Below are 13,776 nucleotides of genomic sequence, written 5' to 3'. Positions count from 1 at the left end.
CCCAATTTGCCGCGATCGAGGCGGGAAAACAGGAGGACTTTTTTCAAATGAAAAACAACCGGAAACGGCTCCATGGAACACCCGCTTCCCTGGCCGCCGCGCTGATCGTATTCGGCGCGCTGACGGCGGGCTGCGGCGCAAACCGCGATTCCGAAGCGGCGGACAAACAAGCGGCTCCGGCAGCGGCGCAAACCCGACCGACGTCGGCCGCAGCCGTAAACAAACAGCCGTCCAACCCCGAACAAGAACAGCCTGCGGAAAAAGAGTTTTTGAATAAAAAGTATTACAGCGGCACTTCGGTCCGGCCGGAGCAGATCGATCTGCTGAACGAATCGTTCCGCGCGCAGAACGCGGGCGACGAGCAGGCGTATTCGGCGCTGTTTGCCGCGGACGCGCCGGACGGCGGCAAACAGATCGCGTTTACCGTCGATAAGATCGAGCTGAACCCGTCCGGCGATATCCGGGAAACGAACACCTTCGTCGGTTCGTACCGGGAAACGGCGGACGGCGAATACCATCCGGTCGCGTATACGCTGAGCGAAGCAAACGGGCAGTGGCGGATTGCGGACATTCTTCGGGCGGACGGACCTTACGCGGACGAGAGCGGGTACGACGGCGAAGAGCTGGACATGCTCAAGCTGATTAACGCCAGTATCGAGCGGCGCAACGCGGGCGATGCGGAAGGCTATGCGCAGAAGTTTACGCCCAACGCGCAGATGGGGGTCCTGCAGGACCATCCGGGTAAAGTCGCGGAGACGCTGATAGCGGATATCCGGTATTTGCAGGATAGTCCGACCACGATCGTTAACGTATTGCAGCGATACGAAGAAGAGAAGGATACCCGGGGCTCGGCTTACGCGCTGCAAAAACAAAACGGAAACTGGATCATCGTCGATATCGATTGACCGTAGTTTATAGGCGAAGTCGCATTCAAGCATCCATCACCGGCGGACATTTTGCGTCCGTTCGGTGATTTTTTTCGTTGATCCGATGCCGATTCCCGTGTTTTGTTGTAGGATAGAGTGTGCGTCTCGTAAACGCGGGTGCGCATCACTGCAAAAAAGAATCGGGTCAAAGAAATCGGAGGAGCTTCATTTGGAAAATCACAACAAGCCGGAAGGCGAACGGCTTCAGAAGAAGCTGCTGCCGCGGCATATCAGCTTTATGGCGATGGGCGGCGTAATCGGAACCGGCATCTTCAAAGGAAGCGCCGAAACGATCGGACTGGCGGGACCGGGCGTCATCTTGACGTATTTGTTCGGCGGTCTGCTGCTGCTCGTGGTGATGGGCGCGATCGCGGAGCTGGCGAGCGTCTACCCCAACCGCAATATGAAAGACTTCGTCCGGCAGGCTTTCGGTCCTCGGCCGGCGTTTATCGTAGGCTGGCTGTACGCGTTTCTGATGCTGAGCGTATGCGTGATCGAAGTAACGGCCGCGGGCTCGTTTCTCCGGTACTGGATGCCCGGCGTGCCGCTGTGGGCGCTCAGTCTCGCCAGCGCGGCGCTGATTCTCGGCATCAACCGGATGAGCGTCGAAAGCTTCGGCGAAACCGAATTCTGGCTGGCCGGCATCAAGATCGTCATGATTATCGTGTTTATTATTCTGGGCGCGGGTCTGCTGTTCGGGGTGATCCCGGGAACGGGCGGCGAAGCGCCGGGACTGGTCAACTATACGGCGCACGGAGGCTTCCTGCCCAACGGCTGGCTGTCGATCTTCTCCGCGCTGCTCGTCGTCATGTTCTCGTACGGCGGCTCTGAGCTGATCGGCCTGACGCTGACCGAAGCGAAAGACGCCGAGAAGGTCATGCCGAAAGTGGTCAAAAGCTTTATCCTGCGCGTAATCCTGTTCTATACGCTGCCGATCCTCGTGATCTGCGGCTTGATTCCGTGGGACGAACTGGCCGGGCAGGCCAGCCCGTTCGTGCAGGTGCTCGAAGCGACCGGGCTTGCGGGCGCGGCGCATATCATGAACTTTATTCTGGTCACGGCGGTGCTGTCCGCGGCCAACTCCAGTATCTACGGCGCGACGCGGATGCTGCATTCGATGGCCGCCGCCGGCGAAGCGCCGAAGTCGCTGGCGGCCACGTCGGCCAAAGGCGTGCCGACCGGCAGCCTGCGGCTGTGCGCGGTCGTGCTGCTGCTGGGCGCCCTGATCGCTTTCTTCGCCGGAGACAATCTGTTCCCGATCCTGCTGGCGGTGCCGGGCTTCGTCGTGCTGGTCGTCTGGCTGTCGATCTGCCTGGCGCAGCTTAAGCTGCGGCCGCAGTACCCGACCAGGCCGACATTCGCCATCTGGGGCTTTCCGTATGTCACGGCGCTGACGGCCCTGGTTCTGGCGGTGATCGCGGCGGGCTTCGTCGTCGATCCGCAGAACCGGCTCAGCATCGGGGTATGCGTGGGCGTGCTGCTTCTGCTGATTGTGTGGTCGGTGTTGAAATTTAAAAAGTCCGAGGCGTAACGGCGAAAGGCCGGGACCCGGAACAAAAGTTGATTGCTGCAAGCAAAGCCGGATGCGAAAACTTCGCATCCGGCTTTTTCTTTTCTATAAATAGGGATCTACCGAATCTCTTTCATATGAGCCGATAACGAGTCCGCTTCCTTCAAAGGCAGCGTACCTACCCATTTGGACATCTTTTTCATGCTGGGCTGCATGCTGGCTTGAACTTCCGAGGAATCCAAATATGTTTTAAGATCCATAGCCTCTGGAGACACGTCGGACTTTCGTACAAGCTCGATCATTTTATCTTCAGATATTCCTAATTCTTTTGCCGTCTTTTTCACTACACTGCGTACATGGGCAATAGCTTCGATCTCACGCTGCTGCATACCGGGTCCTCCCTTGTGTTTTGAATAAGAACAATTCTTGTTCCGATCATTATACCATCCTGCGTTTTCTCCGTCCCAAATGAATCATCAGAAACACGAACGCCGCCGCGAACGAACCGGTGATGATCCAGATCGGGATGCGCGGGTCGAGCGTGTACGCCCAGCCGCCGACGATGCCGGCCGGGGAGGTGAGCAGGAGGATGACGACGGACAGCATGGAGAACATTTTGGCCCGCTTTTCGTCGTCGATCGCGTTCTGCACGGCGGCTTCGAGATACGGCGAGCTGATCATCAGGCCGACCGCGGCCAGCACCGTGCTCAGCCCGATCCAGACCAGATTCGACGTCGGCCACAGCACGAGCATGATATTCGAGATCACGGACAGGGCGAACCCTGCCATCATCGAACGCGTTTCGGCGTGCGCCGCGATCTTCGGCATAATCAGCCACAGCGCCAGCAGCATAATCACGGACGAGACCGCCGGCACAAGCGAGATCAGCCCGCTGTCCACATGCAGATAGTCGGCCAGGTACAGCGACAGATACGTCGTTTTGAGCGTAGCCTGGAAATTGAACAGGATATACACGACGAAGATCAGGATCAGGCTGCGGCTTGCGAACAGATCGCGGATCGCGCCGCTGTACTCGATCAGGCTTTTGCGGAGCCCCAGCTCGCGCGTTTCCCGCATTTTCCGGTAGCCCATTTCCGTTTCCTTCGTCGTCATATGCCGCCCGATAAACTGGAACGTCATCAGCACCGAGCAGAGCACGTACATGATCCGCGTCCCGGACACGAGTCCGTAATGATCGACCAGCAGCCCGCCGAGCGGAGCGAACAAACCGCCGATCACGCCGATAATTTGCAGCAGCGTAAACACGTAGGTCCGGTCTTTGGGCGGCGTGTCCTCGACGATCAGGCAGTAGAACGCCACATGCGGCACCCGCTGCAGTCCGTTGATAAAGGTGGCGACGACGAAGAACCAGACGTTTTGCGAAAAAGCAAAAATCAGCATCGCCACGCTCCAGCTGAGCACGTCGAACGTCAAGATCGCGCGCTTGCGGCCCAGCCGGTCGGTCAGGTAGCCGCTCATAAACGACGACAGCACCTGCGCGATCAGCCCGAGCGTCGTAATCCAGCCGATATTGGTCTCGGTCACGCCCAGCTCGTACATATACAGCGTCGCGTAAGTCGCCATCATGCTGTACGGAATCAGGAAAAAAGGCTCGAAAGCCAGGCAGCCCCGGCTGTTGCCGCGAAGCCTCGGGAAAAGGTTTTGTATGCTCAATATTCCGCCTCCCCGGGCGCTGCCGGCGTATCCGCAGTACGTTCCACCGTAAACAAGCCGTTTTCCGACGTCACCGTATACAGCTCGTCGAATCCTTCTCCGTAGGCGGGAGGGACGAGGTTTTTCAGCACGCTCCGAATCCCGATCTCCCGCACGAAAGACTTGCCCGTCCGCAGATTGTTGCGCCGGACCGACTCCTCGTAATCGGGCGCGAAGTAGAAGCCGACGACGGTAAACCGGTGACTTTTGGCCGCTTCGATATAGAGATGGCGGTCTTCGGGCAGCGGATTGGTGTTGTCCACGACGAACGGCTGCTTCGCTTCGAGCAAAGCGTCCAGCAGCAGCTTTTCCCGATAACGCGTCCGCAGCATGTCCATATTGAGCCGCAGATGGGTGTCGACGTAGCGTTCTTTATAGAACGTCGATTTGCCCGAAGCCTGGATGCCGGTAAAAATCACGCACTCCACGCTACCCCTCCTGTTCCCGGTCGAGATAAACAAAGCGGTTGATATAGTCCCGGTCCTGCGAGAACACCGGCGTGTCGAGATCGACTTCCCATTTGCGGCGGACCGCCGTTCCTTTGAGATACTCCCGCTTCACGATGCACGCCCCGCGCTTTTGCCAGGCCGGCAGGTCGTTCCAGTTGAAGTCTTTTTCCGTAAACAGCTTGTCTTTGAGCCCGCGGCCGTCCAGACTTTGAAGCTCGCCGTGCGGAAAATGCGCCTGAGCGACCATCGAGATGCTGTTCTTGGTCGCGTCCATCTGCCTCCACAGAAAGTAATTCGTTACTTCGTCCTGCGGCAGCACCCAGGCGCGGGCGTCGAAGGCGGCGAGCGGACGGTCCGGATAAACGGCGCGGATCTCCTCATTGAATTTGGCGGTCGCAAGCGACGAAGCCACGGAAACGATTTTTTGCAGATTGTTTTCGAACCAGGACGCCGTCGTCAGTTTGTCGTAGTTGGTCAGCAGAATAGAAATCTCGTCGCTCTGATGATAGACCAGCTTGCAGCCCATGATATTCTGCGCGAGGTATTTGCACGTTTCCCAGAACACGCGGATCAGCGGTTCGTCGAACGGTTTGTTCATCCCCCGGGTAAACGTATGAAAATGGCAGCCGTCGATGCGGATCACCACGGGCATGCGGCCGGGCAGGTAGTGGCGGAACGCGTTCTCGTAATTCTTCATGCGCGCGCCGAAGTCGTCGATATGCATAGCGGGATAAACTCCTTTGCTTCGTTTTCTAAAGTCTACCCGACGAGAGAGGAGAATGGAAAGCGTTCATGCCAAAAAAGCCGGCAGCCCCGGAGAGTCCGGGTGCCGGCGGCTTGGATTGCGGCTTGTCCAAAAACTTACGCTTCGTCCAGCAGTTTGTCGGCGGCGATCGCCAGGAACGCTTTGCCGGCAACCAGCAGCGCGCGTTCGTCGATATCGAAACGCGGGTGGTGGTGCGGGAACGCCGTGTCTTCGCTGTCGTTCTGCGAGCCGACGTTGAAGAAGTTGCCCGGCCGCTCCTGGAGATAGTAAGCGAAGTCTTCCGCGCCCATCGAAGCGTCGAGGCCGAATAGGGCTTCTTCGCCGAACTGGCGGGTGAAGACGGCGCGGATTTCTTCGGCCTGCTGCGGCGGATTGACCAGCGCGGGATAGCCGTTGACGTATTCCAGCTCGTAGGTCGCGTGTTCCGCCAGCGTGATGCCGTGGATCATATCGCGAATATCGCGTTCGAGCTGCTTGCGCACGTCGGGATCGAAGCTGCGCACCGTGCCTTCGATCTTCGCTTTGTCGGCGATCACGTTGAACGCGGCGCCCGCCTGGAACACGCCCACCGTCACGACGGCGGACTTGAGCGGGTTGATATGGCGCGCCACGATATGCTGGAGCGCGGTGACGAGCTGGCTGCCGACCACGATCGCGTCCACCGTCTGGTGCGGCTTGGCGCCGTGGCCGCCTTTGCCCTGCACGGTGATCGAGAACGAATCCACCGCCGCCATCGACGGGCCGGAGGAAACGGACAGTTTGCCCAGCGGCATATAGCTCGCCAGATGCGCGCCGTATACTTCGTCGATCCCGTCGAGCGCGCCGTCTTCGATCATCGACTTCGCGCCGCCCGGAAGCTTTTCTTCGGCATGCTGGAAAATAAAGCGGAGCGAGCCGCGCAGCGAATCCTGCTGGTCCGCCAGCACTTTGGCGACGCCGAGCAGGGTGGACGTATGCCCGTCGTGTCCGCAGGCATGCATCACGCCGGGATTCTGCGATTTGTACGGCACGTCGTTTTCTTCGGGGATCGGCAGCGCGTCGAAGTCGGCGCGAAACGCGATCGCTTTGCCGGGATGCGCGCCTTTGAGATCGGCCAGGATGCCGTTGCCGCCGACGTTTGTGCGAACTTCGTAGCCGAAGCTTGTCAGCTGCTCCGCGATAAACCGCGCCGTGTTCGTTTCCTGGAACGACAATTCGGGATTGGCGTGCATATGCCGTCGCCATTCCACGATCTGCTCCTGGGCCTGCTCAAGCTGTTCGATCCATCGGTTCTTGGTCAGTGTGCTCATCGGTTAAGGTTCCTCCCGCTTTCTATATATGTAGATTTTTTTAAAAACTCCCGCCGGTTATGGTTTTCAAACTATCACTTTCGCCGGGGAACGTCAAACGAACTTACAGGCCGAAAACGGCCGAATATCCGCTTATGCGGGCGGATTAACGTTCTTTTCTTATTTTTCCGAGTATATAACTTGGTTTAACAGAAAAAAATTTCGACAAATAATTTAAAAAAACGACAAACTGACCGATAATAATGGATAGATAGTTTGCGAGCAATTGAATTGAAGGCCGGAATTAAAAGAAAACCTAAATCGACCGGGAAAGCAGGATGACCTATGAAAGTAAAAACGAAGCTGTTCGCCATTATTTTGATGCTGGTGGCGGTGCTGATCGGCAGCGGCGCCCAGTCGCTGGTCGCGATCGAAAAAAGTCTGGTGAACAGCGACAAACTCGAAGCCAAGCTGGAAACGCAAAAATTCCTGAAGCAGCTTCAATACCGCATGACCGGATTGTCCAACGACGAACGCGGTTATCTGCTGACGAAAGATACGGAATTCGCGGACGGCATGTCGGCGAAGTCGGCGGAAATCCTCGAACTGCTGAAAAGCGAGGAAGCGGTTCTTCAGGGAGCCGATCTGGAATCGCTGCAAAAAATCGGCGGGGAGCTGGACGAGCTGATCGCGCTGAACAGTCAGGTCGTTCAACTGGTCGGCGAAGGCAAAACGCAAGAAGCGACAAATCTGCATTTCGGCGAAGAGCGCACTCTGCGCAAACAGCAGGTCGATCCGGCGGTCAACGAATTCGTCGAACGGCTGGAAACCGAAGTGGCGGCGCTCAAAAACGCAAACCGGCAGGAAGCGCGGGTCAACCAGAATATTCTGTTCTACGGCATCCTGACTTCGGTCGCGGTCGGCCTTGCCCTCGGATTCTGGCTGCTGCGCTCGATCCTGAAGCCGCTTCGGCTGCTGAACCGGCAGATGAACGAAATCGCCGAAGGCGACGCGGATCTGACCCGCAGCATAGAGCTGCGCCAGAAAGACGAGTTCGGCGAACTGGCGGGCGGTTTCAACCGCTTTGTCGGTTCGCTGCGCGAAATGATGAAGCAGATCGGGGACGCGTCGCAGCATCTGGCTTCGGCGTCGGAACAATTCTCGGCGAGCGCCGAACAGTCCAAAGCGACCTCGCAGCAGGTAGCCGTGTCCATGCAGCAGATCGCCGAACGTTCGGGCGAGCAGGCGAGGATCGTCGACGGCGGAGCGGCTTCGACGCACGATAATCTGCGGCGGATTACCGAGATCGCCGCTTCGACTTCGGAAGTCGCGAGCGTGTCGCGCCGGATGATGGAGCAGGCGGAAGACGGCGGACGCGCGGTGCGGCAGATCGACGAGCAGATGAGCTTTATCGGCGCGGCGGTGGGCGAAGCGGACGGACATATCCAGCAGCTGGCGAATCGCGCCAAAGAAATCGACGCGATTACCGCGCTGATTAACGAGATTTCCGCCCAGACCAATCTGCTGTCGCTCAACGCTTCCATCGAAGCGGCGCGCGCCGGCGAATACGGCCGGGGCTTTACCGTGGTCGCGGGCGAAGTGAAGAAGCTGGCGGACCAGTCTTCGGATTCGACGCGCGGCATCCGCGAGCTGGTCGCGGGCATTCAAAGCGATACGCACGCGGCGCTGGAAACGATGCGGGAAGTGAAAAGCCGGGTGGAAGAAGGCGCGGCCGTATCCCGCCGGGGCGCGGAGCAGTTCGACGGCATTCTGGCGGCGGTCGAAATCGTCTCGGAACGGACCGGCGAGATGGCCGATTCGACGGAGCGCGTGCACGAAGGCTTCGCCGGGGTATCCGGCTCGATGGACGAGATCAGCGCAGGCAGCCGGGAGATTTCCGGCGGCACGCAGGAGATCGCGGCGGCGACCGAAGAACAGCTGGCCGCCGGCGAAGAAATGCTCCACGGCGCTTCGTCGCTGAACGAATTGGCCGACGAGCTGCAAACGCTGGTGTCGCGCTTCAAGGTGTAAGAAGCGGAGAACGGGCCGGGAAGGGAAGCGCGGATCAAGCCCGGTTCTTTTTACAAGCAAAGCAGCTTGGGCTGCGTTGCCGAAAAAGCAATGTACAGCGTATAAAAAAGCCGAACTGCGAGCTGGGTTGCTTTTATGTCAACGTAGAGAGTTGATTGGCCGGAAATCCGCTGTTTATCCTGCTCTACGTTGCATAAAAAGCAATGTATCTATATAAAAGCTTTCTTTTTTGCTTCTACGCTGCCTTTTTGTCAACGTAAGGCAGGCTGTCCACCGAGACGAACACGGATCGGCAGAGCGCGCCGAGAGGGCGCTTTTTCCCTCGATCCGCCGACGCCGAGGGAAAAAGCGTATTGCGCCGTCCCGGGCGCCGGGCGCGGGCGGGCGAAAAAAAGCCGCCGCCTGAAACAGGCAGCGGTTACTGCGGCCGGGGAGGCCGGGCCCCGGCTTCTTCGAGAGCGGCGACGGCTTCGGCGATCGCCGCTTTTTCTTTGCGCAGCACGGCGTGCCCGTGCAGGCCGCGCAGCAGGCGCAGCGCATCGAGGCGCTGCCGTTCGCCGACGCTTCCGGCGAACAGGGCGGCGCGTTCCGCCGGCGGCAGCAGGCCGATCGCGGAGACGGCGGTCATGCGCAGCGCGTCGCGGCCGCGCAGCCAGCGCAGCAGGTCTTCCGCCTGCGGCCGGGAGGCGGCCAGCAGGGTGTCCCAGCCGCCGTAAGGGAACGCGACGCGCGGCTCCATCCACGGGATGACGCGCCGGCTGTGGAACGGCGACAGCGAATGCGTCGGCGGAGCCAGCCGCCCGGAATCGGGCTTCGCCCGATTGTCCGCTTCGGATCGCGCTTCCGTTTCCGGCGCCGATCCGGCGGCAGAGTCCGCCGGAAGCTGCGCTTCGGGACCGCTTCCGGACTTTGTTCCGGATTTCACTTCGGCTTGCGGTCCGGTATCTTCGCGCCGCTGCCGTTCGAGTTCGCGCAGCACCAGCGGAAGTCCTTCTTCTTCCGGAAGACACACGGCGGCCAAATAATGCAGCACGCCGTCGTCCAGACCCGGCAGCGAGCCGCCGGGAGATTCCGCGCCGGAGGCCGACGGCGTCCGGCCGTCCCACAGCGAGCGGACCCAATCGGCCGCTTCGCCGCGCAGGGCGTCGCCGATCAGCTTCAGCCGCTCGCGGCGATAGGAAGGAATCGTCTCCGCTTCGTTGCGGCGCAGCCATTCCGGAATAATATCCGCGACCGGATACAGCTCGGTCAGCAGCGAGCCGATTTTTTGCTGCCGCGCATCGTTTGTCGCGCGCATCTCGAACAGCCGGATCGCCAGCGGAAGTTCCTGTTTCGCTTTTTCCCAGTCGAACTCCGTAAAGTCCTTCAACCAGCCGAGCCAGCTCCGGGCATTGGGGCCGTCGGGGTCCAGACCGTCTTCGCCGATAAACGGCTCGTAAGCCCCGGCATGGGTTCCGACCAGGCCGAGCCGCGTAATCCGTTCCAGAAACTGCGGCAGGGAAGGCGCGAGCGGGCGGAATGCGTTTTCTTCGTGGGACCAGAAGACCACGGCCGAATCGGTCGGGCCTTCCAGGTCCAGCATAAGCCTGTCGCCGCTGCCGCCTTCGTGAAACGCAAGGTAGCGCAGCTGCGGATGTTCCTCGCCGTCTTCGCCGAACAGATCGGGGAAATTCAGCGTGTCGATATCCCAGCCGAGATCGCCTTCGCTCTGGCCGAAAGGACTCAGCAGCTCGGTCGGGATGCGCCAGTTTATTGTGGCCGCGAACGCGCCGCAGCGCACCAGGTCCCGGAAATCTTCGGGAAGGGAAGCGCCCAGCCGTTCTTCGGTTTGTCTCAAATTGCGTTCGGGTTCGTAAGAATGATGCGCGAGGATGCCGGCCGATGTGCCCGCTCCCGCGCCGCTGATCTTGTGGATCAGCCGCTTCCAGCTCTTCATCCAGTCTGCGAACTGCTCTCGTGTGATGCTGCCTGATGTCATGAAAATCTCCTTCCGATCGAACGAACGCCGGCCCGAAAGCCCCGCTGCCGATCGTGGAATCGTAGAGTGGAATGAATAGAAATGTAAAACTTCGCAAAATGGTTAGGAAAGGCTGTTTAATTGCTAGCTAACTAGGATATAATAACTAATGGATAGTAAGGACTAGACCTAAAGCCCTGGCGTAGATAAAAATGCCTACATAAAGAAATAAAAACAGAGTTTTTCTTTTGAAGCGGGCCAAAAGTTTGTTTTACTCTCCAATCTTAACAAACGAGGTGCAAAAAAGATGAGAAATCGTTTAAAAATATGGACCGGAAGCCTGCTGGCACGCGTGCTGGCGACAGCGGTTGTCGGTATGCTGCTGCCCACGCTGCTCAACTTTGTGCTGATGAGCGAGTTTGTGCAGCGCGCCAACTTTATGCATATCGGTCCCGGAATCATTTCGCTGTTCGGATTCGTCGTTTCTTTTATTCTGCTGTTCTTTATTGTACGTGGGATTGTCAAGCCGATTCAAGCTTCGGCGGCGCAGCTCGACCGGATGACGGCCGGGGACTTCACGGATCGCCTGCCTGAAAAGTACCTGCGGCGGGGCGACGAAGTCGGCATGCTGGCACAGGCGGTAGACCGCATGCACGGTTCGTCCAAAACGCTGCTGTCGGCCGTATCGGTGGAAGCGGAAGGCATCGGCGAGTCGTCGGGCATGGCCCGCGTGCACTTCGGACGCATGGAAGAAGCGCTGCGCGGCGTATCGGCTACGACCGAGCAGATGTCGGCGGGCATGCAGCAGACTGCGGCGACGGCCCAGGAGATGGATGCCGCGACGCAGGAATTCGAACGCGCCGTCGCTTCGATCGCCGCACGCGCCGCGGAAGGCACGGAGCAGGCGGGTCAGGTCAGCACGCGCGCGATGCAGATCCAGGACAACCTGGCGGAATCGATGGAGAAGACGACGGCTGTCTACGAAGAAGTCCGGGAAGGCCTGGCGCGCGCGCTTGAAGAATCGCATTCCGTGGGCATGATTCGCGCCCTGGCGGATTCGATCCTCCAGGTGGCGCAGCAGACCAACCTGCTGGCGCTCAACGCTTCGATCGAAGCGGCGAGAGCGGGCGAAGCGGGCAAGGGTTTCGCGGTCGTCGCCGACGAAATCCGCAAACTCGCCGACGCTTCGAAGAATTCGGTCGAGCAGATCCGGACCGTTACGGAAACGGTGGTCGGCTCGGTCGACAATCTCCAGAGCTATTCCAGCCGGCTGCTGGGTCTGATGACCAAAGAAATTGCCGCCGACTACGAGATGATGCAGGAAAACGCGGGCTCTTACATGCAGGACGCGCTGTATATCGAGAACATGGTGGCCGATTTCAGCGCAACGAGCGAACAGCTCAGCGCATCGGTACAGAATCTGGCCAAAGCGATCGGCGAAATCGCCGCCGCCAACAGCGAAGCGGCCGAAGGCGTGGAAACGATCTTTACCCGCACGTCCGGCGTGATGGAAGTGGCGGACCAGGTGGCCGCCCAGGCCCAGCGTGTCGGAATCAGTTCGGGACGGTTGAAAGATCTGGTGGAGCGCTTCCGGTTTGAGAACGAACAGTCCTCCGCGGAGCCGGCGCCTCGCTTGCAGACCGGTTCGGCATCGTCCGTTTCCGCCCAATCCGCCGCGCCGAGTATTGCCTGAGCGGAAGCGGCGCGGTAAGCGTCAAAGCAGGTTGGGATGTGTTCAAAAGCGATTGTAAGATCGATTGAAAGCAGGATAAACGCAGGCGGGGACGAAGCTCTAACGAGCTCAGTCTCTGCCTTTTTTTGATTTTGCGCAAGGACTTAACAAGCATGAAGAGTGCCTAAATTCGAAAATATTGTTACACTATAAAACAAATGCAGGTACGACACCGCGACAAGAAGAATAGAAAAGCGAGGGACATCCATCCATGATAATCAAACCGAGAACGCGCGGCTTTATCTGCACGACCGCGCATCCGTCCGGCTGCGCCGCGCAGGTGCGGCGGCAGATCGACTATGTAACGGGCAATCCCCGTATCGAAGGTCCCAAGAACGTGCTGGTAATCGGCGCATCCACCGGCTACGGCCTGGCCGCGCGGATCGCGGCCGCTTTCGGCGCGGGCGCGGCGACGGTCGGCGTATACCGGCCGAGCCGCAGCAGCGAGACGCGCACCGCGTCGGCGGGCTGGTACAATTCCGCCGCTTTTGAACAAGAAGCCGAAGCCGCGGGGTTAAAGTCGTTCAGCGTGACCGGCGACGCTTTCTCGGACGAGACCAAAGCGAAAACGGTCGAAACGATCCGCGAACAACTGGGCTCGGTCGATCTGGTTGTGTACAGCGTCGCTTCGTCCCGCCGGACCGACCCGCGGACGGGCGAAACGGCCCATTCCGTCTTGAAGCCGATCGGCGAATCCTATACGAACAAGACCGTCAATTTCCATACCGGCGAAGTGAGTGAAGTCACGCTCGAACCGGCTTCGGAGGCGGAGATCGCCCACACGGTCAAAGTCATGGGCGGCGAAGACTGGCGGCTCTGGATCGACGCGCTGCGCGCAGGCGGCGTACTGGCCGAAGGCGCGACGACGATCGCGTATTCGTATATCGGCCCGGATTTGACGCAGCCGATCTACCGCGAAGGCTCGATCGGCCGGGCCAAAGACGATCTGGAAGCCTCGGCGCTGCGCATCGGCGGACAGCTGGAACCTTCCGGCGGCCGGGCTTTCGTTTCGGTCAGCAAAGCGCTGGTCACGCAGTCGAGCTCCGCAATCCCGGTCGTGCCGCTGTACGTCTCCGTTTTGTACAAGATCATGAAGGAAAAAGGACTGCACGAAGGCTGCATCGAGCAGACGTACCGCTTGTTCGCGGAGCGCCTGTACGGCGGCGGAGCAGTGCCGGTGGACGAACAGGGCCGAATCCGGATCGACGATTGGGAGATGCGGGAAGACGTTCAGCGCGAAGTGGACGACATCTGGGCGCGCATCTCGTCGGACAATATCCGCGAACTGAGCGACCTGGAAGGCTACCGGCGGGAATTCTTCCAGCTGTTCGGCTTTGAAACGGACGGCGTCGACTATGAAGCCGATACCGATCCGCAGGTCGATATTCCGGCAGAGAGCCTGAGGGCCGCGCAGGAATCCTGAG

11 protein-coding genes are annotated in these 13,776 nt (G+C 59.4%); 5 read left to right on the top strand and 6 right to left on the bottom strand.

The window, feature by feature from the left end:
• Positions 1-47: 47 nt before the first annotated feature.
• Positions 48-905: a hypothetical protein gene (locus QWJ34_RS11010; protein ID WP_302727690.1), complete on the top strand. Its 858-nt coding sequence runs from the start codon at positions 48-50 to the stop codon at positions 903-905.
• A gap of 259 nt (positions 906-1,164) precedes the next feature.
• Positions 1,165-2,457, top strand: coding sequence for an amino acid permease (locus QWJ34_RS11005; RefSeq protein WP_302728199.1), 1,293 nt, complete (start codon positions 1,165-1,167; stop codon positions 2,455-2,457).
• 98 nt (positions 2,458-2,555) lie between these two features.
• Here the strand turns inward: QWJ34_RS11005 and QWJ34_RS11000 are convergent, their stop codons facing one another.
• The 5 genes from QWJ34_RS11000 to QWJ34_RS10980 all read right to left on the bottom strand — a co-directional run bounded on the left by QWJ34_RS11000 (position 2,556) and on the right by QWJ34_RS10980 (position 6,653).
• Complete coding sequence (locus QWJ34_RS11000; RefSeq protein WP_302727688.1) at positions 2,556-2,825, bottom strand: hypothetical protein; 270 nt, start codon at positions 2,823-2,825, stop codon at positions 2,556-2,558.
• A gap of 49 nt (positions 2,826-2,874) precedes the next feature.
• The gene (locus tag QWJ34_RS10995; protein WP_302727686.1) at positions 2,875-4,110 is read right to left on the bottom strand and encodes an MFS transporter; all 1,236 of its coding nucleotides are present in this window, start codon (positions 4,108-4,110) and stop codon (positions 2,875-2,877) included.
• A complete protein-coding gene (locus QWJ34_RS10990; protein ID WP_302727684.1) occupies positions 4,107-4,577 on the bottom strand; it encodes an AAA family ATPase in 471 nt (156 codons plus the stop codon). The genes QWJ34_RS10995 and QWJ34_RS10990 overlap by 4 nt, the downstream gene beginning before the upstream one ends.
• 1 nt (position 4,578) lies before the next feature.
• On the bottom strand, positions 4,579-5,322 hold the full coding sequence (locus tag QWJ34_RS10985) for a tRNA(His) guanylyltransferase Thg1 family protein (protein ID WP_302727683.1): 744 nt from the start codon (positions 5,320-5,322) through the stop codon (positions 4,579-4,581).
• A gap of 137 nt (positions 5,323-5,459) precedes the next feature.
• A complete protein-coding gene (locus QWJ34_RS10980) occupies positions 5,460-6,653 on the bottom strand; it encodes a M20 metallopeptidase family protein (RefSeq protein WP_302727682.1) in 1,194 nt (397 codons plus the stop codon).
• 324 nt (positions 6,654-6,977) lie between these two features.
• On the opposite strand from QWJ34_RS10980, the gene QWJ34_RS10975 reads away from it, so the two are divergent.
• Entirely contained in the window at positions 6,978-8,663 is a 1,686-nt protein-coding gene (locus QWJ34_RS10975) for a methyl-accepting chemotaxis protein (protein ID WP_302727681.1), read from the top strand.
• Positions 8,664-9,081: 418 nt separating this feature from the next.
• Here QWJ34_RS10975 and QWJ34_RS10970 read toward each other — a convergent pair whose 3' ends face one another.
• The gene (locus tag QWJ34_RS10970; protein ID WP_302727679.1) at positions 9,082-10,641 is read right to left on the bottom strand and encodes an SMI1/KNR4 family protein; all 1,560 of its coding nucleotides are present in this window, start codon (positions 10,639-10,641) and stop codon (positions 9,082-9,084) included.
• A gap of 286 nt (positions 10,642-10,927) precedes the next feature.
• Between QWJ34_RS10970 and QWJ34_RS10965 the strand changes: the two genes are divergently transcribed.
• Both QWJ34_RS10965 and fabV read left to right on the top strand, forming a co-directional pair.
• On the top strand, positions 10,928-12,313 hold the full coding sequence (locus QWJ34_RS10965) for a methyl-accepting chemotaxis protein (protein ID WP_302727677.1): 1,386 nt from the start codon (positions 10,928-10,930) through the stop codon (positions 12,311-12,313).
• 250 nt (positions 12,314-12,563) lie between these two features.
• Positions 12,564-13,775 (top strand): enoyl-ACP reductase FabV, encoded by a 1,212-nt coding sequence (fabV, locus tag QWJ34_RS10960; protein ID WP_302727675.1) that lies wholly within the window; start codon positions 12,564-12,566, stop codon positions 13,773-13,775.
• Position 13,776: the final 1 nt, after the last annotated feature.

Origin of the sequence: Saccharibacillus sp. CPCC 101409, assembly GCF_030518235.1 — a bacterium.
Lineage (GTDB): Bacteria > Bacillota > Bacilli > Paenibacillales > Paenibacillaceae > Saccharibacillus.
Note: the sequence above shows the minus strand (reverse complement) of the source record. Positions and strands in the feature narration are given on the sequence as shown.